Annotated in this window: 22 protein-coding genes and 1 riboswitch; of the genes, 16 read left to right on the top strand and 6 right to left on the bottom strand. The window is 72.1% G+C overall.

Annotated features, from left to right (window positions below):
- Nucleotides 1-286 precede the first annotated feature (286 nt).
- The 3 genes from glyA to gcvT form a co-directional block, all read right to left on the bottom strand.
- Nucleotides 287-1,543, bottom strand: a complete 1,257-nt coding sequence (gene glyA / locus ACZ4VL_RS15250; RefSeq protein ID WP_468199810.1) for a serine hydroxymethyltransferase — start codon at nt 1,541-1,543, stop codon at nt 287-289.
- A gap of 19 nt (nt 1,544-1,562) precedes the next feature.
- Complete coding sequence (gene gcvH / locus ACZ4VL_RS15245; protein WP_468199808.1) at nt 1,563-1,943, bottom strand: glycine cleavage system protein GcvH; 381 nt, start codon at nt 1,941-1,943, stop codon at nt 1,563-1,565.
- A 97-nt stretch (nt 1,944-2,040) separates the two neighbouring features.
- A complete protein-coding gene (gene gcvT, locus ACZ4VL_RS15240; protein WP_468199807.1) occupies nt 2,041-3,156 on the bottom strand; it encodes a glycine cleavage system aminomethyltransferase GcvT in 1,116 nt (371 codons plus the stop codon).
- 182 nt (nt 3,157-3,338) lie between these two features.
- A riboswitch (glycine riboswitch) is annotated at nt 3,339-3,442 on the bottom strand.
- A 222-nt stretch (nt 3,443-3,664) separates the two neighbouring features.
- Between gcvT and ACZ4VL_RS15235 the strand changes: the two genes are divergently transcribed.
- The 11 genes from ACZ4VL_RS15235 (at nt 3,665) to ACZ4VL_RS15185 (ending at nt 15,914) form a co-directional block, all read left to right on the top strand.
- Nucleotides 3,665-4,330, top strand: a complete 666-nt coding sequence (locus ACZ4VL_RS15235; RefSeq protein ID WP_468199805.1) for an AAA family ATPase — start codon at nt 3,665-3,667, stop codon at nt 4,328-4,330.
- 93 nt (nt 4,331-4,423) lie between these two features.
- Nucleotides 4,424-5,158, top strand: a complete 735-nt coding sequence (locus ACZ4VL_RS15230) for an enhanced serine sensitivity protein SseB (RefSeq protein ID WP_468199803.1) — start codon at nt 4,424-4,426, stop codon at nt 5,156-5,158.
- Between the two features lie 73 nt (nt 5,159-5,231).
- Nucleotides 5,232-5,972 carry an enhanced serine sensitivity protein SseB C-terminal domain-containing protein gene (locus ACZ4VL_RS15225; protein WP_385846367.1) on the top strand — a complete coding sequence of 247 codons (741 nt, stop codon included), beginning with the start codon at nt 5,232-5,234 and terminating at the stop codon, nt 5,970-5,972.
- 628 nt (nt 5,973-6,600) lie between these two features.
- Nucleotides 6,601-7,593 (top strand): ABC transporter permease, encoded by a 993-nt coding sequence (locus ACZ4VL_RS15220; protein WP_468199801.1) that lies wholly within the window; start codon nt 6,601-6,603, stop codon nt 7,591-7,593.
- 41 nt (nt 7,594-7,634) lie between these two features.
- A complete protein-coding gene (locus ACZ4VL_RS15215) occupies nt 7,635-9,398 on the top strand; it encodes an ABC transporter substrate-binding protein (RefSeq protein ID WP_468199800.1) in 1,764 nt (587 codons plus the stop codon).
- Between the two features lie 141 nt (nt 9,399-9,539).
- A complete protein-coding gene (locus tag ACZ4VL_RS15210) occupies nt 9,540-10,541 on the top strand; it encodes an ABC transporter permease (RefSeq protein ID WP_468199798.1) in 1,002 nt (333 codons plus the stop codon).
- Nucleotides 10,538-11,689 (top strand): ABC transporter ATP-binding protein, encoded by a 1,152-nt coding sequence (locus tag ACZ4VL_RS15205; RefSeq protein WP_468199797.1) that lies wholly within the window; start codon nt 10,538-10,540, stop codon nt 11,687-11,689. Before ACZ4VL_RS15210 ends, ACZ4VL_RS15205 begins: the two co-directional genes overlap by 4 nt.
- A gap of 5 nt (nt 11,690-11,694) precedes the next feature.
- Nucleotides 11,695-12,789 carry an ABC transporter ATP-binding protein gene (locus ACZ4VL_RS15200; protein ID WP_468199795.1) on the top strand — a complete coding sequence of 365 codons (1,095 nt, stop codon included), beginning with the start codon at nt 11,695-11,697 and terminating at the stop codon, nt 12,787-12,789.
- A 95-nt stretch (nt 12,790-12,884) separates the two neighbouring features.
- Nucleotides 12,885-13,541, top strand: coding sequence for a trimeric intracellular cation channel family protein (locus ACZ4VL_RS15195; protein ID WP_468199794.1), 657 nt, complete (start codon nt 12,885-12,887; stop codon nt 13,539-13,541).
- Nucleotides 13,542-13,599: 58 nt separating this feature from the next.
- A complete protein-coding gene (locus tag ACZ4VL_RS15190) occupies nt 13,600-14,454 on the top strand; it encodes a thioesterase family protein (protein ID WP_468199793.1) in 855 nt (284 codons plus the stop codon).
- Nucleotides 14,455-14,750: 296 nt separating this feature from the next.
- The gene (locus tag ACZ4VL_RS15185; protein ID WP_468199792.1) at nt 14,751-15,914 is read left to right on the top strand and encodes a cysteine desulfurase family protein; all 1,164 of its coding nucleotides are present in this window, start codon (nt 14,751-14,753) and stop codon (nt 15,912-15,914) included.
- Nucleotides 15,915-15,950: 36 nt separating this feature from the next.
- Here ACZ4VL_RS15185 and ACZ4VL_RS15180 read toward each other — a convergent pair whose 3' ends face one another.
- Both ACZ4VL_RS15180 and ACZ4VL_RS15175 read right to left on the bottom strand, forming a co-directional pair.
- On the bottom strand, nt 15,951-16,682 hold the full coding sequence (locus ACZ4VL_RS15180; protein WP_468199791.1) for a hypothetical protein: 732 nt from the start codon (nt 16,680-16,682) through the stop codon (nt 15,951-15,953).
- Nucleotides 16,683-16,766: 84 nt separating this feature from the next.
- On the bottom strand, nt 16,767-17,450 hold the full coding sequence (locus ACZ4VL_RS15175; RefSeq protein ID WP_468199790.1) for an N-acetylmuramoyl-L-alanine amidase: 684 nt from the start codon (nt 17,448-17,450) through the stop codon (nt 16,767-16,769).
- 69 nt (nt 17,451-17,519) lie between these two features.
- Here ACZ4VL_RS15175 and mnmA point away from each other — a divergent pair, with 69 nt between their 5' ends.
- On the top strand, nt 17,520-18,653 hold the full coding sequence (gene mnmA / locus ACZ4VL_RS15170) for a tRNA 2-thiouridine(34) synthase MnmA (RefSeq protein ID WP_468199788.1): 1,134 nt from the start codon (nt 17,520-17,522) through the stop codon (nt 18,651-18,653).
- Nucleotides 18,654-18,720: 67 nt separating this feature from the next.
- Here mnmA and ACZ4VL_RS15165 read toward each other — a convergent pair whose 3' ends face one another.
- Complete coding sequence (locus ACZ4VL_RS15165) at nt 18,721-19,650, bottom strand: NADP-dependent oxidoreductase (RefSeq protein WP_468199787.1); 930 nt, start codon at nt 19,648-19,650, stop codon at nt 18,721-18,723.
- 113 nt (nt 19,651-19,763) lie between these two features.
- Here ACZ4VL_RS15165 and ACZ4VL_RS15160 point away from each other — a divergent pair, with 113 nt between their 5' ends.
- From ACZ4VL_RS15160 to ACZ4VL_RS15145, 4 genes are all read left to right on the top strand, one after another.
- A complete protein-coding gene (locus ACZ4VL_RS15160) occupies nt 19,764-20,735 on the top strand; it encodes a GlxA family transcriptional regulator (protein ID WP_468199786.1) in 972 nt (323 codons plus the stop codon).
- Nucleotides 20,736-20,815: 80 nt separating this feature from the next.
- A complete protein-coding gene (locus ACZ4VL_RS15155) occupies nt 20,816-21,163 on the top strand; it encodes a DUF1330 domain-containing protein (RefSeq protein WP_468199785.1) in 348 nt (115 codons plus the stop codon).
- A gap of 67 nt (nt 21,164-21,230) precedes the next feature.
- Nucleotides 21,231-21,920, top strand: a complete 690-nt coding sequence (locus ACZ4VL_RS15150; RefSeq protein ID WP_468199783.1) for an SDR family oxidoreductase — start codon at nt 21,231-21,233, stop codon at nt 21,918-21,920.
- On the top strand, nt 21,917-22,900 hold the full coding sequence (locus ACZ4VL_RS15145; protein ID WP_468199782.1) for a methionine synthase: 984 nt from the start codon (nt 21,917-21,919) through the stop codon (nt 22,898-22,900). Before ACZ4VL_RS15150 ends, ACZ4VL_RS15145 begins: the two co-directional genes overlap by 4 nt.
- The last annotated feature ends 31 nt before the right edge of the window (nt 22,901-22,931 follow it).

The raw sequence follows: 22,931 nt of genomic DNA, 5'->3' as shown, positions 1-22,931 counted from the left end.
TCCTGGGAGTTTTTCACCCCCGCGGTGGCGGGGAGCGGACCGTCCTGCCGGTCTCGCAGCGTGTCGAGGCGGCCGACGGAGGGGGCGGATCTTGCAGGGGAATGCGGGCAAAGATCACCTCGTGGGCGCCCGTGCCCGGTTCATCAGCGTACGTCAGTTCGTGGGTGCGGTGGTTACGCCGGCCTGTACGGGGGCTGTCGCGGTCCCGACGCACCGGACCGCGACCCCGGGCCATGAGAAAGGCCCGGCCCTGTGTGACACAAGGCCGGGCCTTTCGAGCCGTGGCCTACAGCGACGGGTACAGCGGGAACTTCGCGGCGAGCGCCGAGACGCGCGCCTTGAGGGCCTCGCCGTCGTACGCCGGCTTCAGGGCCTCCGCGATGATGTCGGCGACCTCGGTGAAGTCCTCGGCGCCGAAACCGCGGGTGGCCAGGGCCGGCGTGCCGATCCGCAGGCCCGAGGTGACCATCGGGGGCCGCGGGTCGTTCGGGATGGCGTTGCGGTTGACCGTGATGCCGATCTCGTGGAGGCGGTCCTCGGCCTGCTGGCCGTCCAGCTCCGAGTTGCGCAGGTCCACCAGGACCAGGTGCACGTCGGTGCCGCCGGTGAGCACGTCCACGCCCACGGCCTTGACGTCGTCCTGGACCAGGCGCTCGGCGATGATCCGCGCGCCGGTCAGGGTGCGCTCCTGGCGCTCCTTGAACTCGGGCGAGGCCGCGACCTTGAAGGAGACCGCCTTGGCGGCGATCACGTGCTCCAGCGGACCGCCCTGCTGGCCGGGGAAGACCGCGGAGTTGATCTTCTTGGCCAGCTCCTGGGTGGAGAGGATCACGCCACCGCGCGGACCGCCCAGGGTCTTGTGCGTGGTGGTGGTCACGACGTGGGCGTGCGGCACCGGGTTCGGGTGCAGGCCCGCGGCGACCAGGCCCGCGAAGTGGGCCATGTCGACCATCAGGTACGCGCCGACCTCGTCCGCGATCCGGCGGAAGGCGGCGAAGTCCAGCTGGCGCGGGTACGCCGACCAGCCGGCGACGATCAGCTGCGGCTTGGTCTCCTTGGCGAGGCGCTCGACCTCGGCCATGTCGACCTGGCCGTCCTCGCCGACGTGGTACGGGACCACGTTGTAGAGCTTGCCGGAGAAGTTGATCTTCATGCCGTGGGTCAGGTGACCGCCGTGGGCCAGGTTCAGGCCCATGATCGTGTCGCCCGGCTTCAGCAGCGCGAACATCGCGGCGGCGTTGGCCTGCGCACCCGAGTGCGGCTGGACGTTCGCGGCCTCGGCGCCGAACAGCGCCTTGATCCGGTCGATCGCGATCTGCTCGACGACGTCGACGTGCTCGCAGCCGCCGTAGTAGCGGCGGCCCGGGTAGCCCTCGGCGTACTTGTTGGTCAGGACCGAGCCCTGGGCCTCCATGACGGCGACCGGAGCGAAGTTCTCCGACGCGATCATTTCCAGGGTGGACTGCTGGCGCACGAGCTCGGCGTCGACGGCGGCGGCGACGTCCGGGTCGAGTTCGTGCAGAGGGGTGTTCAGAACGGACATCAGGATCCCCTGTGGTCAGTTACTTACCGGCGGTGAGCTGGTCGTACTCGTCGGCGGAGAGCAGGTCGGCCGGCTCCTCCGAGACGCGGACCTTGAACAGCCAGCCGCCCTCGAACGGAGCGCTGTTCACGAGGCTCGGGTCGTCCACGACGTCCTGGTTCGCCTCGACGACCTCGCCGGTGACGGGGGAGTACAGGTCGCTGACCGACTTGGTCGACTCCAGCTCGCCGCAGGTCTCGCCCGCGGACACGGTGTCGCCGACCGCGGGGAGCTGGGCGTAGACGACGTCACCGAGCGCGTTGGCCGCGAACTCCGTGATGCCGACCGTGGCGACGCCGTCCTCGGCGGCCGACAGCCACTCGTGCTCCTTGCTGAAACGCAGCTGCTGGGGGTTGCTCATGACCTGATTCTCCTGGATGCGGGGGAGTGCGAACGAACAGTGGTCTTGCGTGGTGAGACGCGTCGGACGGCGGCCGGCGGCCGCCGCCGCACGGGCGCTACTTCTGCCGCTTGTAGAAGGGCAGGGCGACGACCTCGTACGGCTCATGCGTACCGCGGATGTCCACGCCGACGCCGGAGGTGCCGGGCGCGGCGTGGGCCGCGTCCACGTACGCCATCGCGATCGGCTTGCCCAGCGTCGGGGACGGGGCGCCGGAGGTGACCTCGCCGATGACCTCCCCGCCGGCCACGACCGGGAACCCGGCGCGCGGGACGCGGCGGCCCTCGGCGACCAGCCCGACCAGCTTGCGCGGCGGCTTGGTGGCGGCGCGCTCGGCGGCGGCCTCCAAGGCGGCGCGGCCCACGAAGTCGCCCTCCTTCTCGAACTTCACGACCCGGCCCAGACCCGCGTCGAACGGGGTCAGGGCGGTGGTCAGCTCGTGCCCGTACAGCGGCATGCCCGCCTCCAGGCGCAGCGTGTCGCGGCAGGACAGGCCGCAGGGCACCAGGCCGGCGCCCGCGCCCGCCTCGGTCAGCGCCTGCCACAGCTTGACGGCGTGCTCGGGGGAGACGAACAGCTCGAAGCCGTCCTCGCCGGTGTAGCCCGTCCGCGCGATCAGGGCGGGGACGCCCGCGACCGTGCCCGGCAGGCCGGCGTAGTACTTCAGGTTGTCCAGGTCGGCGTCGGTGAGCGAGGCCAGGATGCCGGGGGACTCCGGGCCCTGGACGGCGATCAGCGCGTACGCGTCGCGGTCGTCGCGGACCTCGGCGTCGAAGCCGTCGGCACGCCCGGTGAGGGCGTCCAGGACGACCTGGGCGTTGGAGGCGTTGGCGACGACCATGTACTCGGTCTCGGCCAGGCGGTAGACGATCAGGTCGTCGAGGATCCCGCCGTCCTCCTGGCAGATGTGCGTGTAGCGGGCGCGACCGACGCCGACGGTGGAGATGTTGCCGACCAGGGCGTAGTCCAGGAGCTGCACGGCCTGCGGACCGGTCACGGTGATCTCGCCCATGTGGGAGAGGTCGAAGAGGCCGGCCTTGGTGCGCACGGCGTTGTGTTCGTCGCGCTCGCTGCCGTACCGCAGCGGCATGTCCCAGCCCGCGAAGTCGGTCATGGTCGCACCGAGCGAGCGGTGCAGCGCATCGAGGGCGGTCAGGCGGGGGGCAGTGCTCATGGGTGTGGCTCCCGGGTCCCAGGGCATGACATGACGAGGACGTTCCTCCCCATCTGTCATCGGAACCTGAGAGGTTCGCCGAGAGTCCCGCGGGAACGGGAACGCCGACTTGCACCTTGGGTGGAGCACGCCCCGGTCCGTCGCGGGGGACGGTAAGGGCGCGGCTCGCTTTTCAGATCTGCCTCATCCACGCGGTACGGGGCCTGAGAGATTCAAGGGAGGTACTTGCTCCTTCGGCGCCCGGACGAGGCCTCGCGGCCTGCCGGGACTCTCCCGCGCGGATTCAAGCGGCCGGTATGCAGTTGGTCCAGATGGCGCACATCATTGCACGCCGCTGCGCGAATCGGGTGGGTGGGACCGAAAGACTGTGTCATTCGCTCATTCGCCGCCCCGGCCCGCGGTGTCCGGTGGTCGGACAGGGCGGCCGGAACCGGTCCCTGGGAATTACCGTCTCTTTACACTCAGTGGGCATGGGGTCTTCGAGGCCCGACACGGGGGAGGCGATCTTGTGCGGAGATTCGGAGTTCTGGCGACCGCCGGGACCGCGGACGGGGTGCCCGCCCAGCGGGCCCGCGAGCACCACGGACCGGTGCGCGACCTGCGCGGTCGGGGCGACCTCGGGCCGTGCCGGCTCGGCTTCTCCGAGGGGGACATCGTCGTGGTGTCCGGCCTGCCCGGCGGTGGCAAGAGCACGCTGATCAAGCGGGCCGCCGAGGGCGGCGGCATCGACTCCCAGGACGTGCGCGAGCGCTGGGAGCGGCGCATGCCCGCGACCCTGCCGTACGCCGTCTACCGCCCGCTGGTGCGGATCGCGCACTACTGGGGGCTGTGGTCGGTCCTGCGCTCCGGTGCCTCGGTCGTCGTCCACGACTGCGGAACGCAGCGCTGGGTGCGCGGGCTGCTGGCGGCGACCGCGCGGCGCCGCGGGCGGGGCCTGCACCTGGTGATCCTGGACGCCACCCCGCACGAGGCCCTGTCCGGCCAGGCGGCGCGGGGCCGCGGCGTGTCGGCGTACGCCTTCGCCCGGCACCGGGCCGCGGTGCGCCGGCTGGTGCGGGCCGCGGAGTCGGGCCCGCTGCCGGCGGGTTGCGCCTCCGTGGTGCTGCTGGACCGGGCCGCGGCCGCGCGGCTCACCCGTATAGCCTTCCGGCCCGCGGAGGCCGGCGGGGCCTGAACTCTGGCGGGGCGGGGCGGGGCGGGCCCGGTTCGGGGGCCCGGCCCGGGCGGCTACGCTCGCCGGTACACGGCGCGACAAGCGGAGGCGGAGATGCACGGCGGCGGTTGGCCGGAGAACGAGCTGGAGCAGGTGCTCGGAGCGGCCCTGGGCGTGCCCGACGCCGGCCCGAGGATCGTCGAGGTGCTGGGCCGGAGCCGGGTGTGGGTCCCGCTGCCCGGCGGGGGCGGCCCGGACAGCCCCTCCCTGACCCTGCCCACCATGGAGATCGACGGGGCGGCGTACGTCCCCGTCTACAGCTCCGAGGCCCAGTTCCGCGCCTGCGTCGGCCCCGCCATGGACTTCGCCGTGGCCCCCGCCGTCGAGTTCGCCCGCGGCCTGCCCCCGCAGCTGGGCATCGCCGTCAACCCGGAGGGCGCCGTCGGCGTGCCGCTGCCCCCGCCCGCCGTCGCCCAGCTGTGCCGGATCGGCCGGACCGAGCTCGACGGGCCCGCCAGCGGTGGCCGCGTCCGCCTCTTCGAGCCCGACTGGCAGGACGACCCGGTGGACTTCCTGGCCGCGGCGGCCGAGGAGTTCCGGACCACCGGCCTGGTCGTGGCCGCGCACCGCTGCCTCGCCAGCGTCGAGGGCGGGGACCCGGAGCTCTGCATCGGTGTCCGCCTGTCGAGACGGGATCCGGCCGCGCAGGACGCCCCGCGCGAGGCCCTCGCCCGGGCCCTGACCCGGGTTCCTTCGCCCTGGCCGGTGCAGCTGGTCCTGCTGGACTCGGCCGAGGACCCGGTGGTCGACTTCATCGTTACGCGCGTACGCCCCTTCTACGTGCCCTAGTGACGCTTAAGCTGGTGACATCTCCTGGCCGCACGGGTGGCCTGGACACGCGTGCGGACGAGGAGGGGTACCGGTGAGTGCGTCAGGCACTGCCGCGGCCGGGCAGGTCGAGCACATCATGCGTCAAGTGACTCCCGGGCGCTACGAGACCTACGAGTCACTTCTGCAGGCCCTCGCCGAGGGCCGGCTGTGGATGCTGCTCTGGCAGGGCAGCCCCGGCTCACCGGACGCCCAGTACGGCGGCATGGAGCTGGAGGGCCTCGGCTACGCGCCCTGTGTGACCTCCCCGCAGGAACTGGCCGCCAGCGGCTGGAACCGCGGCTACGAGGTGGTCACCGGCCGGGACATCGCCCGCGCCCTGTACCCCGACCGCTGGGGCCTGTGGCTCAATCCGCACGCCCAGGGCGGCGGTCTCGGCATTCCCTGGGCCGACCTGCGCCGGATCGCCACCGGCCTGGACCGGATGCCGGCGGGTCCGCTGCGGCTGTCCGAGCCCGCGCTGGAGCTCCCGCAGTTCTACGGGCTGCTGACCCAGCACGCGCACCGCACGCCGGCCGTCCGGTCGCTGCGCCGCGCCTGGGTGCAGCCCGCCCTGGGGTCGCCGTACCTCGCCGTCGGGCTCGACCTGTACGACGCCTCCGCGCCCGCGCTGCAGTCCGTACGGGAGATGATGCGCCAGTCCGTCGGCGCGGTGCCCGAGGGGGTGCCCGTGTGCACGGTGGCGCTGGCCGACGAGCACGACCCCGTCGCGATGTGGCTCCGGTCACAGACGCGCCCGTTCTACGACCGCGAGGGGCAGGCCCCGGCCTACTGACCGGCAGCTGAGACGACCGCGCCGCACGACACTCCGGCCGCGGGGAACGCACCGTTCCCCGCGGCCTTCTTCTTGTCCGGATTTCTTCGCTGATGCGTACCCAAAAGACCTACACCTACCGCGAGTTGGGCGCGTTGTCCGATTGTGCACCGAACGGACGGTGTTGCTCCGCTGAGCCGACTCCGCAGTCCGGATAACGGGAACCCGACCCTCACATCACGGTTGCGCATCCATTCATCTGCGGGTCTGGCGGCTGATCGCGGCGCCGATGAAGACTCCCCACCCAAGAGCCGCCGGGTCCCCGCGGAAACGGTTCGGCTCCCTGCACGTCGCTTGTCGTTCCGCACCGCTTCTCGCGTACTTCCGCACGGCTTTCCGCACGGCACCCGCACCTCATCCGCACCGCAGCAGCACCGCTCCGAGCGTGGCCGGGCATGCCCGAAAACGCACCGAGCACCACTGCACCTCCCGCACTTCCTGCACCTTCCGCACTTCCTGTACTTCCTGCACCTTCCGCACCTTTTTCAGTCCTGCGTGTCACCACGCACAAGAGCGCCACTCCGCACCAACGCCGCCACAGCGGCGGGCATGGGCCGGCAACCCGTCGGCCGAGAGGGGTCCCACCACGATGACGGCACCACTGCACGACGCGAGCGCGGAACCAACCGCACCCGTGGCCGTAGCCGACGTCCCTGCGAAGGCCATCGAAGGCCGCTCGCCCGGCCGTATCGCCTGGATGCGGCTCAAGCGCGACAAGGTCGCGCTCACCGGCGGCGTGGTCGTGATCCTCCTGATCCTCGTGGCGGTGTTCGCACCGCAGATCGTGAGCCTGCTGGGCCACCCGCCCAACGAGTTCCACGAGGACATGATCGACCCGGACCTCGGCACGCCGCTCGGTTCCTGGGGCGGCATCAGCTCCGACTTCCTGCTGGGCGTCGAACCCACCAACGGGCGCGACGTGTTCAGCCGGATCGTCTACGGCGCCCGCATCTCGCTGGTCGTCGCCTTCCTGGCCGCCTTCGTCTCGGTCGCCATCGGCAGCCTGCTCGGCGCCCTCGCCGGGTTCCTCGGCGGCTGGGTGGACGGCGTCATCAGCCGCCTGATGGACCTGCTGCTGGCCTTCCCGCAGCTGCTGTTCACCATCGCACTGGTCTCGGTCGTCCCCAACTCCCTCTGGGGGTTCGAGGGTTCGGGCGTCCGGATGGGCGTGCTGATCGTTGTGATCGGCTTCTTCGGATGGCCGTACATCGGCCGTATCGTCCGCGGCCAGACGATCTCGCTGCGCGAACGCGAGTACGTGGAGGCGGCGCGCAGCCTCGGCGCCGGCCGCGGCTACATCCTGGTCAAGGAGCTGCTGCCCAACCTGGTCGCGCCGATCCTGGTCTACGCGACGCTGATCATTCCGACCAACATCCTGACGGAGGCGGCCCTCAGCTTCCTCGGCGCCGGCGTCAAGCCGCCGACCGCGTCCTGGGGAAAGATGCTCTCCGACGCCGTCCCCATCTACCAGGACGACCCCATGTACATGGTGGTCCCGGGTATGACGATCTTCATCACCGTCCTGGCGTTCAACCTCTTCGGGGACGGGCTGCGTGACGCACTCGACCCCAAGGGCAGCTGAACCGCTCCACCGATTCACCCACCTCTGGAGGTTGGACCAACGTGATCCGCAGAAAGCAGGCCCTCGCGATCACCGCCGTGATCGCCGCGCTGTCGCTGACCGCCGCGTGCGGCGGCAACGACGGCGACAAGAAGACCGAGGGCAAGGGCGCCGGCGGCGCCGCCTTCAACGCCGCCACCACCGGCATCGTGAACCCGTCCACCGAGAAGGGCGGCGAGCTCAAGCTCTGGTCGCCGCAGGACGTCGACTACCTCGACCCGGCGCGTGCCTACTACGGCTTCGTGTGGAACATGCAGCGGCTCTACGTCCGCCAGCTGCTGGCGTACGACAGCAAGCCGGGCGAGGCGGGCACCAAGCTGGTCCCGGACCTCGCCGAGGCCCTGCCCGTGCTCAGCAACGAGGGCAAGACGTACACCCTCAAGATCAAGGACGGCGTGAAGTTCGAGGACGGCACGCCGATCACCTCGAAGGACATCAAGTACGGCGTCGAGCGCGTCTTCGCGCAGGACGTGCTGTCCGGCGGTCCCACCTACCTGATCGACCTGCTCGACCAGGGCCAGAAGTACCCCGGCCCGTACAAGGACACCGACCCCAACAAGATGGGTCTGAAGTCCGTCGAGACGCCGGACGACAAGACGATCGTCTTCAACCTGGCGAGCGCCAACTCCGACTTCAGCTACCTGCTGGCCATGCCGTCCTCCTCGCCGGTCCCGGCGGGCAAGGACACCGGCGCCACCTACACCAACAAGCCGGTCTCCACCGGCCCGTACAAGGTGGAGAGCTTCACCGCCAGCAAGGGCGCGACCTTCGTCCGCAACGAGAACTGGGACCCGAAGACGGACCCGATCCGCACGGGCCTGCCGGACAAGGTCACCTTCACGGTCACCACCAACCCGGACGACATGGACGCCCGTCTGCTGTCCGGCGACATCGACCTCGCCGTCGACGGCACCGGTGTGCAGCAGGCCGCGAAGAACAAGATCCTCAAGGACGAGAAGCTCAAGCAGAACGCGGACAACCCGTTCACGGGCTACATCCGCTACTTCGCCTTCCCGCAGACCGTCGCGCCGTTCGACAACATCGAGTGCCGCAAGGCCGTCATCTACGCGGCCGACCCGAAGTCCCTGCAGACCGCCCGCGGCGGCCCGACCAGCGGTGACCTCGGCGCCAACATGCTGCCGCCCGGCATCCCCGGCTCCGACAAGTCCTACGACCCGTTCGGCCTGACCAAGGGCCAGCCGCAGGAGGCCAAGGCCAAGGAGGCCCTCAAGGCCTGCGGCAAGCCGGACGGCTTCGAGACCGTCATCGCGGTCCGCAACAACCGCGCCCCCGAGGTGAAGACGGCCGAGTCCCTCCAGGCCTCGCTCGCCAAGGTCGGCATCAAGGCCACCATCGACCAGTACGACGGCAAGCTCTCCTCCTCCACGATCGGTTCGCCCGAGAACGTGAAGAAGAAGGGTTACGGCATCATCGTCATGGGCTGGGGCGCCGACTACAACTCCGGCTCGGGCTTCCTCCAGCCGCTGGTCGACGGCTCGTTCATCCAGCCGAACGCCAACAACAACTACACCGAGCTGAACGACCCCGAGGTCAACGGCCTGTTCGACAAGGCCGCCGCGGCCGCCACGCCGGAAGCCGCCGCCCCGTTCTACACGGAGATCAACAAGAAGGTCATGGAGAAGGCGCTCTACCTTCCCATCAATTTCGACAAGGCCTTCGTCTACCACAACCCGCGGCTGACGAACGTCTACTTCAACGACTCCCTCGGCAAGATCGACCTCGCCGTCATCGGCGTCGGCAAGTGATCCCGTAGGCCAGTCGCCACGTAACAACAGGCAAGTGCCTTCACCGCACATGCGCTAGTCCGAAGGGCAGGTGAAGGCCGCAGGCGGCGGCTGCCGTCCCCACGAGGGACGGCAGCCGCCCGCCCCGGGCGGCCGACTGCAGTGCTCGTCTACCTCATACGGCGACTGTTCAACGTCGTCGCCACGCTGCTGGTGGTCTCCGTGGTCACCTTCGGCATCTTCTTCGCGGTCCCGAAGATCACGGGCAGCGATCCGGCCCTCATGTACGCCGGCCGCGAGACCAACGAGACCGCCCTGGCGGGCATCCGCGTGAAGATGGGCTTCGACAAGCCCATCTCCGAGCAGTACCTGACCTTCGTCAAGGGCATCTTCGTCGGCCGCGACTACGACGGCGGCACCGAGGTCACCCACTGCGACGCGCCGTGCTTCGGCTACTCGTTCAAGACCGAGGCGCCCGTGTGGGACACCATGGTGGACCGCATGCCGGTCACCCTCTCGCTCGCCCTCGGCGCGGCGGTCATCTGGGTGCTCGCCGGCGTGGCGACCGGTGTGATCTCGGCGCTCAAACGCCGGACCGCCATCGACCGCACCGTCATGGTCGGCGCCCTCGCCGGCGTCTCCCTCCCCATCTTCTTCACCGGCATGGTGGCCCCCGCGATCTTCGTCTACAGCCTCGGCTGGCTGGACGTGTCCAACTACAAGCCCCTCACGGAGGATCCCGGGGCCTGGCTGAACGCCCTGATCCTGCCGTGGGTCACCCTCGCCTTCCTGTTCGCCGCCACGTACGCCCGCATCACGCGCGCCACGATGCTGGAGGTCCTCGGCGAGGACTACATCCGCACCGCCCGGGCCAAGGGCCTCAAGGAGGGCGTGGTCATCCGCAAGCACGCCCTGCGCTCCACCCTCACCCCGATCGTCACGATGTTCGGCCTCGACCTCGGCGGGCTCCTCGGCGGCGCGGTGCTCACCGAGACCACCTTCAACTTCCAGGGGCTCGGGACGGCGGCCGTCGCCGCCATCGGTCAGGGCGACCTCCCCGTGATCATGGGAGTCACCCTGCTCGCCGCGCTCTTCGTGGTGATGGCCAACCTGATCGTGGACCTGCTGTACGCCGTCATCGACCCGCGCGTGAGGCTGACGTGACCGAGAACCACCCCACTTCCCGCGCGGCCGCCGGACCCGGACCCGGCTCCGGCTCCGGCGAGACGCTCGCCGAAGGTCCCGCGTTCGTCCCCGAGCAGGCCGGCCCCCGCGGCAGCGGCGCCTTCCTCTCCGTACGCGACCTCAAGGTCCACTTCCCGACCGACGACGGTCTGGTCAAGTCGGTGGACGGGCTCTCCTTCGACCTGGAGCGCGGCAAGACCCTCGGCATCGTCGGCGAGTCCGGCTCAGGCAAGTCGGTGACCTCGCTCGCCATCATGGGCCTGCACCGCACCGGCAACGCGCGCAGCCGCCCGCACATCTCCGGCGAGGTCGTCCTCGACGGCGAGGACCTCGTCAAGGCCGACGCCGACCACGTGCGCAAGCTGCGCGGGCGCAAGATGGCGATGGTCTTCCAGGACCCGCTGTCCGCGATGCACCCCTACTACACGGTCGGCAAGCAGATCGTCGAGGCCTACCGCACCCACCACGACGTGGACAAGAAGGCCGCCCGGCGGCGCGCCGTCGAGATGCTCGACCGGGTCGGCATCCCCGAGCCCCACCGGCGCGTGGACGCCTACCCGCACGAGTTCTCCGGCGGCATGCGCCAGCGCGCGATGATCGCGATGGCGCTGGTCAACAACCCCGAGCTGCTGATCGCGGACGAGCCGACCACCGCCCTGGACGTCACCGTCCAGGCGCAGATCCTCGACCTGATCCGCGACCTGCAGCGGGAGTTCGGCTCCGCCGTCATCATGATCACGCACGACCTGGGCGTGGTCGCCGAGATGGCCGACGACATCCTCGTGATGTACGGAGGCCGGTGCGTCGAGCGCGGCACCGCCGACAAGGTCTTCTACGAGCCCCGCCACCCCTACACCTGGGGGCTGCTCGGCTCCATGCCGCGCATCGACCGCGAGCAGACCGAGCGCCTCATCCCGGTCAAGGGCTCGCCGCCCAGCCTCATCAACATCCCGAGCGGCTGCGCCTTCAACCCGCGCTGCCCGTACGCCGACGTCCCCAAGGGCGGCATCACCCGCACCCGGCGGCCCGAGCTGACCGAGGACGGCGGCGGGCACTGGTCCGCCTGCCACATGTCGCAGGAGGAGCGGACCCGGATCTGGACCGAAGAGATTGCGCCGAAGCTGTGACCGACATGAAGAAGAAGGCGGGCGAGCCCGCCGCGGACGCGCAGGCACCGGCCGGCGAGCCGCTGCTCAAGGTGACCGGCCTGGTCAAGCACTTCCCCATCAACAAGGGGCTGCTGCGCCGCCAGGTCGGCGCGGTCAAGGCCGTCGACGGGATCGACTTCGAGGTCCGGCGCGGTGAGACGCTCGGCGTGGTCGGCGAGTCCGGCTGCGGCAAGTCGACCATGGGCCGGCTGATCACCCGGCTGCTGGAGCCGACGGGCGGCAGGGTCGAGTTCGAGGGGCGGGACATCACGCACCTCGGGGTCGCCGGGATGCGCCCGCTGCGCCGCGACGTCCAGATGATCTTCCAGGACCCGTACGGCTCCCTGAACCCGCGGCACACGGTCGGCACGATCGTCAGCGCCCCCTTCAAGCTCCAGGGCGTGGAGCCGGAGGGCGGGCTCAAGGCGGAGGTGCAGCGGCTGCTGTCGCTGGTGGGCCTCAACCCCGAGCACTACAACCGCTACCCGCACGAGTTCTCCGGCGGCCAGCGCCAGCGCATCGGCATCGCCCGGGCCCTGGCCCTGAAGCCGAAGCTGGTCGTCGCCGACGAGCCGGTCTCGGCGCTGGACGTGTCGATCCAGGCCCAGGTGGTGAACCTGCTGGACGACCTCCAGGAGGAACTGGGCCTCACGTACGTGATCATCGCGCACGACCTGTCGGTCATCCGGCACGTCTCGGACCGCATCGCGGTGATGTACCTCGGCAAGATCGTGGAGTTGGCCGACCGGACCTCGCTCTACACCAGCCCGATGCACCCCTACACCAAGGCGCTGCTGTCAGCCGTGCCGGTGCCGGACCCGCGCCGGCGCGGTGCGAAGAGCGGTCGCATCCTGCTCAAGGGCGACGTGCCCTCGCCGATCTCCCCGCCGAGCGGCTGCCGCTTCCACACCCGCTGCTGGAAGGCCACGCAGATCTGCGCCGCGAAGGAGCCGCCGATGGTCGCGCCGGCCACCGGCCACCAGGTGGCCTGCCACCACCCCGAGAACGCACCCGACCAGGCGCCGGGCGACCCCGCCCTGCCGGGGGCCGCGGAGGCGCTGGTCAAGGTCGCGGACTAGGTCCGGGCCCGCCTGGGCACGATACGTCCGGTGGTCCGGTCACCGAGTAGCGGTCGGTGACCGGGCCACCGGTGATTCCCAGTGACAATGGGGCGGTGCTCCACGATCTCTTCCCGCCCGACGTCCAGCACGCCCTGGACCTCGCGGGCATCTTCGTCTTCGCCACCGCGGGCGCCCTGCTCGCCGTACGCAAGAACTTCGACGTCTTCGGCATCGCCGTCCTCGCCGAGGTCACGGCGCTGGGCGGCGGCCTCTTCCGCGACCTGGTCATCGGCGCCGTCCCGCCGGCCGCCTTCGGCGAGCTCAGCTTCTTCGTCACCCCGCTGATCGCCGCGGCCTTCGTCTTCTTCCTGCACCCCGAGGTGCAGCGGATCAACCGCGCCATCAACGTCTTCGACGCCGCCGGCCTCGCCCTCTTCTGCGTCACCGGCACGACGAAGGCGTACGAGTACGGCCTGGGGCTGACCGCGTCCGCCGCGCTGGGCCTGGCCACGGCCGTCGGCGGCGGCGTCCTGCGCGACGTCCTCGCCAACGAGGTGCCCTCGCTGCTGCGCGACCGCGAGATGTACGCCGTGCCCGCCACCGTCGGCGCCGCGATGGTGGCCATCTCCATCGGCCTCGGCGCCCTCAACGCGCTGACGACGGCCGTCGCCATCGTCACCACCTTCCTGCTGCGGCTGCTCGCCATGCAGTTCCACTGGCGGGCCCCGCTGGCCTGGAACCGCCGTTCCTCGGTCGCCGAAGAGCCGTAACCTGCACGTCACTCTGAAAAGCTACCGCTTAGTAGCTTCGCGTTGTAGGCTCAATTCCATGGCATACGCAGCGGCCCAGGCCTCCATCGGCGACAGCGAGTTCGACCGCGACACCACCATCACCGCGCGCGCGGGCGAGCCCGGGGTGTACGACGCGGAGCTCTCCGCCGGCTGGACGATCATCACCGCCGTCAACGGCGGCTATCTGCTGGCCCTGGTCGGCCGGGCCCTGTCGGCGGCCCTGCCGCACCCGGACCCCTTCACCGTCTCCGCCCACTACCTCACCTCCTCCGAGCCCGGCCCCGCGGTGATCCGCACCGAGGTCGTCCGGATCGGCCGGACCCTGTCCACCGGCCAGGCCTCCCTGTTCCAGTTCGACGAGAACGGCGCCGAGGTCGAGCGGATCCGCGTCGTCGCCTCCTACGGCGACCTCGCCTCGCTCCCGGACGACGTCCGCACCACGGCCCTGCCGCCGGCGATCCCGCCGTACGAGGCCTGCCTCGGCCCGGAGGCCGGCCCGGCCCCCATCCCCGGCAGCACCGCGATCGTCGACCGGCTCCGGCTGCGCCTGGACCCGGCGACCGCCGGCTGGGCGCTCGGCGCACCCTCCGGCAGGGGCGAGATGCGGGCCTGGTTCGAGCTGGCCGACGGCCGCGACGCGGACCCGCTCTCCCTGCTGCTCGCGGTCGACGCCCTCCCGCCGACCTGCTTCGACCTGGGCCTGATGGGCTGGAGCCCGACCGTGGAGCTGACCACGCACATCCGCCGCCGGCCGGCGCCCGGCCCGCTGCGGGTCGCGATCACCACGCGGAACCTGGCCGGCGGCTTCCTGGAGGAGGACGCCGAGATCTGGGACTCCGAGGACCGGCTGGTGGCACAGTCCCGCCAGCTGGCCCGCGCCCCGCGCCCCTGACCCGTCGGCACGGCCGGTTCCGCGGCAGGCGGCGCACGGCTGCAGGGCTGCTCGGCTGCCCGGCCGCCCCGACTGCTCGGCTGCCCGGCTGTGCCGTGACACCGCGCCCCGGCCCCGTACGGCTTCCGGCCCCGGCCCCCTTCGCGGGGGTCGGGGCCGGGCCGTTTCCACGCGGCTGGGGGCGGGCCGTCCGCGGGCCCGGGGGCGTGCCGGTCCCGCGGGCGGTGGAGCGGCGGTCGAGGAGGCAGGGGCGCCGTGGGCTGCGGGCGCCGGGGGGCTCGTAGAATCAGGGGATCATGGCCTACCTCGACCACGCCGCCACCACCCCGATGCTCCCGGAGGCCGCTGCGGCGATGACCGCGCAGTTCGCCGTCACGGGGAACGCGTCCTCCCTGCACGCCGCCGGCCGCCGTGCCCGCCGCACCGTCGAGGAGGCCCGCGAGGCACTCGCCGAGGCGCTCGGCGCCCGCCCCAGCGAGGTGGTCTTCACCGCCGGCGGCACCGAGGCCGACAACCTCGCCGTCAAGGGCCTGTACTGGGCCCGCCGCAGCCAGGACCCCGCCCGCACCCGGGTGCTCGCGAGCCCCGTCGAGCACCACGCCGTCCTCGACGCCGTCCACTGGCTCGCCGAGCACGAGGGCGCACGGGTCGAATACCTCCCGGTGGACCGCTACGGCCGCATCGACCCCGCAGACCTGCGCGCGGCCATCGCCCGCAACCCCGAGGACGTCGCCCTCGCCACCGTGATGTGGGCCAACAACGAGATCGGCACCGTCATGCCGGTGCACGAACTGGCCGCCGTGGCCCGCGAATTCGGTGTTCCGCTGCACTCCGACGCGGTGCAGGCCGTGGGTCAGCTCGACGTCCGCTTCGGCGACAGCGGGCTCGCCGCGATGACCGTCAGCGGCCACAAGATCGGCGGCCCGTACGGCATCGGCGCACTGCTCCTCGGCCGCGACCAGACCCCCGTGCCCGTCCTGCACGGCGGCGGCCAGGAGCGGCACGTCCGCTCCGGCACCCTCGACGTCCCCGCCATCGCCGCCTTCTCGGTGGCCGCCGTCCTCGCCGCCGAGCGGCGCGAGCGGTTCGCCGCCGAGGTCGGGCAGCTGCGGGACGACCTGGTCCGCGCCGTGCTCGCGGCCGTACCCGACGCCGTCCTCGGCGGGGACCCCGACAACCGGCTCCCGGCCAACGCCCACTTCAGCTTCCCCGGCTGCGAGGGCGACTCCCTGCTGCTCCTGCTGGACGCCCAGGGCATCGAGTGCTCCACCGGATCCGCCTGCACCGCGGGCGTGGCCCAACCCAGCCACGTCCTCCTCGCCACCGGCACCGACCCGCAGCTCGCCCGCGGCACCCTGCGCTTCTCCCTCGGCCACACCTCCACCGCGCAGGACGTCGCCGCCCTGGCCGCGGCCATCGGCCCGGCGGTGGAGCGCGCCCGCACGGCCGGCCTGAGCTAGTTCGGTGACCGGAGCACCAGCGCGGTCACGGCAGCACTAGGCGGTACCTTCCGGCTGCCGCAGCTCGGACACGTCGAGGGTCTCGGCCGGCGGCGGCGTCTTGGACGGGACCGGCTCGTCGTACCCGGAGAAGTCGGCCTCGCCCTGCACGCCGCCGATCTGCCCCTCGATCCGCAGCAGATAGGGCCTGCCCTCGGTGGCGACGTAGAACGTGGCCCAGTCGCCCCCGGAGCGGCCGGTGACCGCGATCGCGGGCGTGCCCTTGACGATGGCCTTCGCGCCCTTCTCCACATCGTCCTCGGCGAACGGCTCCGGCATGTACGAGCGCTGGAGGTGGGAGACGTTGCAGGCGGCGGAGAACTCGCGCAGCGAGGAGTCGTCGGCGCGGCCGTGCATCCACCGGCCCCGCAGCGCCTCGCTCGTCGCCCTGCCGGTCTCCTCCGGGACCTGGACCTTCATGAACGTCGCGTCCGGTTTCATCCAGACGTCCTGCCCGCGCTTGATGATCTCCAGGCGGCCCCCCTTCGGGACCACTTCGACGGTGCCGACGCAGTTGCCGTCCCGGTCGAGGCGGAAGTCCACGGCGTACGTGCCGCTCGCGTCCTTGGTCTGCCCCTGCCAGTGCAGGGAGCGGGCCGTGAGGAGCGACTGCCGGCCCGTCTCCGCGATCACGTGGGCGGGCTTCGCCTCGATGCCGTTCCCGTCCGACGCGGCCGTCCCCACCAGCAGGGTGCCGGCCGCCGCCACGACCATCGCGAGCCTGGACATCGCCTCACCTCCGACGCGGGGCAGGCCACAAGATCAGCGTAGGCCGGACGGGCGGGCTCCGCAGCCCCGGCCCGGCCGCCCGGCTCAGCCGGAGCCGTTCCGGTCGAGCTCGGCCCGCACCAGGCGCAGGTACTTCTCCCAGTCCCAGTGCGGCCCCGGGTCCGTGTGGTCGGTGCCCGGCACCTCGGAGTGCGCCAGGACGTGCTTGCGGTCGGCGGGTATTCGGTACCTCCGGCAGATGTCGGCGGCCAGACGGGCCGAGGCCGCGTACATCGCGTCGGTGAAGTCCTGCGGCCGCTCCACGAAGCCCACGTGCTCGATGCCGATGCTGCGCTCGTTCATCGAGCGGTTCCCGGAGTGGAAGGCGACGTCCAGCTCCCGCACCATCTGCTCGACATGGCCGTCCTGGCGGACTATGTAGTGCGCCGAGGCCCGGTGCCACGGGTTCTTGAAGGCGTCCACCGAGGACGCGAAGCCGCCCTGCGTCACATGCACCACGATGCGGTCCACCCGGTAGTCGTCCGGCCGGTCCGCCAGCCGCCAGTTCGCCGGCGAGGCCGCGGTCCAGCCCGCGCCCGCGTAGTCCAGCTCGCCCTCCTTGCGCGGCTTGGACACCCCGGGCAGCAGCCACCACAGCCGCCGCGCCTCGTCGGCCCCGGCCACCCCCGCCACCGCGAGGAGCCCGAGGCCCCCGAACAGCACCGCCCGGCGGGTCCTGCTCTTCCGCGCCCCGGCCGCCGCCCCCGTCGTCGCACCCTTGTCCGCCATGTGATCCACCCCCTGCACCCGACAACGCGCTGTGACCCCGGACGGTTCCCCCGTACTCTGGAAGGCGCTATGACTGAGAACCCGCAGCGCACCGCCCGTCCCCTCCGCGTCCTGGCCGCCATGTCCGGCGGCGTGGACTCCGCCGTCGCCGCAGCCCGCGCGGTCGAAGCCGGGCACGACGTGACCGGGGTCCACCTGGCACTTTCCGCGAACCCGCAGTCCTTCCGGACCGGCGCGCGCGGCTGCTGCACCATCGAGGACTCCCGCGACGCCCGCCGTGCCGCCGACGTCATCGGCATCCCGTTCTACTGCTGGGACCTCGCCGAGCGCTTCCGTGAGGACGTCGTCGAGGACTTCATCGCCGAGTACGAGGCCGGGCGCACCCCGAACCCCTGCCTGCGCTGCAACGAGAAGATCAAGTTCGCGGCGCTGCTGGACAAGGCCCTCGCCCTCGGTTTCGACGCCGTCTGCACCGGCCACTACGCGACGATCGTGGTCAACGAGGACGGCTCCCGTGAGCTGCACCGCGCCTCCGACATGGCCAAGGACCAGTCGTACGTCCTCGGCGTCCTCGACGAGCAGCAGCTCGCCCACGCCCTCTTCCCGCTCGGTGACACGATCACCACCAAGGAGGAGATCCGCGCCGAGGCGGAGCGCCGCGGCCTCGCCGTCGCGAAGAAGCCCGACAGCCACGACATCTGCTTCATCGCCGACGGCGACACCCAGGGCTTCCTCGCGAAGCGCCTCGGCAAGGCCGAGGGCGACATCGTCGACGAGTCCGGCGCCAAGGTCGGCAGCCACGACGGTGCGTTCGGCTTCACCATCGGCCAGCGCAAGGGCCTGCGCATCGGCCACCCGGCCCCCGACGGCAAGCCGCGCTACGTCCTCGACATCTCCCCGGTGAACAACACGGTCACCGTCGGCCCCGCCGAGTCCCTCGACGTCGGAGCCCTCACCGCGATCCGCCCCCGCTGGTGCGGCTCCACGCCCGCCGCCCCGGGCACGTACACCGCGCAGCTGCGCGCCCACGGCGGCGAGACCGAGGTCTTCGCCGAGGTGGTGGACGGCGAGCTGCGGGTGCGCTTCACCGAGCCGGTCCGCGGCGTGGCCCCCGGTCAGGCGATCGTGCTGTACGACGGCACCCGCGTCGTCGGCTCCGCCACCATCGCGACGACCACCCGGACCGCCGCCGCGTCCGTCTGAGCCCTCGGGCCCGGCAGCCCCGGCAGGCCGCCGGGCCCCGTTAGGCCCGGCGGGCCGGAGGGAGCCGTCAGGCCACCGTCAGGACGATCTTGCCGGTGGTGCGGCCCTGCTCGCCGATCTCGTGGGCCTTCGCGGCCAGCTCCAGCGGCAGCACCGTCTCGACCAGCGGCCTGAGCAGCCCCCGGTCGGCCAGGGCGGCGATCTCCTCCAGGCCCTTGCGGTCCGGCTCGACCAGCGTCCAGGCCGCGTGCACCCCGCGCTCCGCGGCCCCGGCCGGGACGTCGTCCGGCCCCGGCAGGGACACCAGGCGCCCGCCCGGCTTCAGCACCTCCAGCGACCGCTGCGCGACCTCGCCGCCCAGGGTGTCGAGCACCACGTCCACGTCCGCGACGACCTCGGCGAAGTCCTGCGACCGGTAGTCGACGACCTCGTCGGCGCCCAGCTCGCGCAGCACCCCGTGCTTGGCGGCGCTCGCGGTGCCGATCACGTACGCCCCGCGGGCCTTGGCGATCTGCACGGCGAGGTGGCCGACGCCGCCGGCCGCCGCGTGGACCAGGACGCGCTCGCCCGGCCGGACGTCCGCGCCGTCCACCAGGGCCTGCCACGCGGTCAGCGCCGCCAGCGGCAGCGCGGCCGCCTCGACGTGGTCCAGCGAGGCCGGCTTGCGGGCGAAGTGCCGGGCCGGGGCGGCCACGTACTCGGCGTACCCGCCCGCCTGCCGCGGGAAGTGCGGCATGCCGTACACCTCGTCGCCCGGGCGGTACAGCGTCACGCCCGGACCGACCGCCTCGACGGTGCCCGAGACGTCCCAGCCCACGATCGGGACCTCGCCCCAGCCGATCAGGGCGCCGCTGGCCCGGGTCTTCCAGTCCACCGGGTTCACGCCGGCCGCGTGGACCCGCACCAGGATCTCGTTCAGGCCCGGCTCCGGCCGGGCCGTCTCGACCTCGGTGAGGACCTCGGGACCGCCCCACTCGCTGACGACGACGGCACGCATGAATGTCTCCTTGCTGATGATCTGTGCCGGTTTTCCCGGCCGTGCCACCAGCTTGGACCGCCGCGGACCCTCGTGGTGGTGGCCGGATGGCCACCATGTGACAGAATCTGGCCATGCACCGTGTAGCCGTACTCGCCCTGGAGGGCGTCGCCCCCTTCGAGCTCGGAATGCCCTCGCGGGTCTTCGGGAACGCCGTCACCGAGGACGGCAGCCCCCTGTACGAGGTCACCGTCTGCACCGCCGACGGCCGTCCCGTGGCCAGTGACGCCGGCTTCACCATCGGCGTCACCGCCGGGCCCGAGGCCCTCGCCGCCGCCGACACCGTGATCGTCCCGCCCACCCACGGCATGCCCGGCCTGCTGCGCGGCGAGCCGCTGCCGCAGCCGCTCGCCGAGGCGCTGGCCGGGATCCGCCCCGGCACCCGGACCGTCTCCATCTGCACCGGCTCCGAGGTCCTCGCCGCCGCCGGGCTGCTCGACGGGCGCACCGCCACCACCCACTGGGTGCACGCGCCGGAGTTCCGGCGGGCCTTTCCCCGGGTCAGGCTCGACGAGGACGTCCTCTTCGTCGACGACGGCGACGTCCTCACCTCGGCCGGCGTCGCCGCCGGCATCGACCTGTGCCTCTACCTGGTGCGCGCCGACCACGGCACCGCGGTCGCCAACCGCGCCGCCCGGCTGTGCGTCGTACCGCCGTGGCGCGACGGCGGCCAGGCCCAGTACATCGACCGGCCCGTCCCGGAACCCACCGTCGCCACCACCACCGAGGCCCGCGCCTGGGCCATGGAGCACCTCGACGAGCCGCTCACCCTGGGCCAGCTCGCCGAGCAGGCGCGGATGAGCCTGCGCACCTTCACCCGGCGTTTCCGCGACGAGGTCGGCATGACCCCGGTGCAATGGCTGACCGCACAACGCCTCGACCTGGCACGCCAGTTGCTGGAATCCAGCGACCTGCCCGTGGACCTCGTCGCGCACCGCTCCGGCTTCGGCTCCGCCAACTCCCTGCGCCAGCACATGCGCAGCTCGCTCGGCACCTCACCGATCGCCTACCGCCGCGCGTTCCGCCCGGCCGCCGCCGCGGCATGACCCCACAGGTAATCGACGCGCCCGCCCACCCCTTGCGACGATGACCCCAACAGCCGGCTGCAGGAAGTTGGGGGAACACCATGACCGCCTACGCCATCGGCCACATCCGCCCCGAGACGATGAACGAGGACATCCTCCGCTACATCGAGACCATCCAGGCCACGATGGACCCCTTCGGGGGCCGCTTCCTCGTCCACGGCGGCGGCCCGGTCGAAGTCCTGGAGGGTTCCTTCACCAGCGGCCTCGTGATCATCGCCTTCCCGGACATGGAGCACGCCCGCGCCTGGTACGCCTCGGAGGCCTACCAGGAGATCCTCCCCCTGCGCACCCGCCACATCGAAGCCGACATCTTCCTCGCCGAGGGCGTCCCGCCCACCTACGACGCCACCCGCACCGCCGCGAAGCTCCGCGAGTCCGCCGGCCTGTGACGCCGCCGTGCCCCGGCGTGCGGGCCGGGGAGCGGGGGTGGGGCTTCGGGGTGCGAGCATGGGCGGTATGGCTACTCATCTGATCACCGGGGCCGGTGCCGGCATCGGCGCCGCCGTCGCGGACCGGCTGCACGCCCGCGGCGACGACCTGGTCCTGCTCGCCCGCGACGCCGGCCGGGCCCGGCAGCTCGTCGAGCGCTACCCCGGCGCCCGCACGCTCGTCGGGGACCTCGCCGACCCCGACCGGCTGTCCTGGGCCTTCTCCCACCAGACCGTCCCCGACCGGATCGACTCCCTGCTGCACATCGCCGGGATCGTCGACCTCGGGCCGGTGGGGGAGCTCGGCCCCAAGACCTGGCACGAGCAGCTCAACGTGAACCTGGTCGCCCCCGCGGAGGTCACCCGGCTGCTGCTGCCGACCCTGCGCGTCTCCAAGGCCACCGTCGTCTTCGTGAACTCCGGCGCCGGCCTGACCGCCCACGCCGACTGGAGCGCGTACGCCGCCTCCAAGCACGGCCTCAAGGCGCTCGCCGACTCGCTGCGCGCCGAGGAGCGGGCCAACGGCATCCGCGTCACCTCCGTCTACCCGGGCCGCACCGCCACCGCGATGCAGGCCAAGGTGCACTCCCAGGAGGGCAAGGAGTACGACCCGTCCGCCTGGATCGACCCGGAGTCCGTGGCGACCACGATCCTGATGGCCCTCGACCTGCCCCGTGACGCCGAGGTCAACGACCTGACCGTGAGGCCCGGCCGGTGACCGCGAGCGCCACCGGCGTCGGCTCCCTGCCCGGCGGCGACGCCCGCGAGGCCGCCAAGACCGCCACCGGCTCCTTCGAGGACTTCCCGTACCTGGCCGAGCTGCCCGCCCGCGGGCCCGGCGCCGACATGATCGGCCGCTCGCTCGGGCTGCTCGTGGACCTGTACGCGCACGTCGAGCCCAGCGGCTGGCGGCTCAGCGACCGGCCCGGCCGCGACACCCGGCGCTCCCGGTCCTGGCTCGGCGAGGACCTGGACGCCCTGGAGGAGTTCACCCAGGGCTACGAGGGCAAGCTCAAGGTCCAGGCCGTCGGCCCGTGGACGCTGGCCGCCGCCCTGGAGCTGCACAGCGGCGAGGCTGTGGTCCGGGACGCCGGCGCCTGCCGCGACCTGGCCGCCTCGCTCGCCGAGGGGCTGCGCGGACACCTCGCCGAGGTGCGCAAGCGGATCCCCGGCGCCGAGATCGTCCTCCAGTTCGACGAGCCGTCGCTGACCGCGGTGCTGCGCGGCCGCGTGCGCACGGCCAGCGGGTACCGCACCTACCGGGCCGTGGACCGGCAGGTGGTCGAGGGGACCCTGCGCGAGCTGTTCGCCGTGCACGACGGGGAGGTGGTCGTGCACTCCTGCGCGCCCGAGGTCCCCTTCGACATGCTCCGGCGCGCCGGCGCCGCCGGGGTCTCGTTCGATTTCTCCCTGCTCACGGAGCGCGAGGACGACGCCCTCGGCGAAGCCGTCGAGAGCGGCATGAAACTCTTCGCCGGAGTGGTGCCGGGGACCGATGCCCCGTTGTCGGACCCGGGCGGTAGCGTCATGGGTGTCAGGAAGCTCTGGCGCAGGCTGGGGCTGGCTCCGGGGACTCTGGCGGAGTCCGTCGTGGTCACCCCGGCGTGCGGTCTGGCGGGCGCCTCGCCCGCCTACGCCCGCGCGGTGCAGGCGCACTGCGTCAGGGCGGCGAGATCGCTCGCCGACAACCCTGAGTGACGGACCGAGACGGGGCACGGGAGGACACGGC

The sequence above is a fragment of the Streptomyces sp. NPDC029014 genome (genome assembly GCF_055564695.1).
This window is presented reverse-complemented; position numbering and strand designations above follow the sequence as displayed.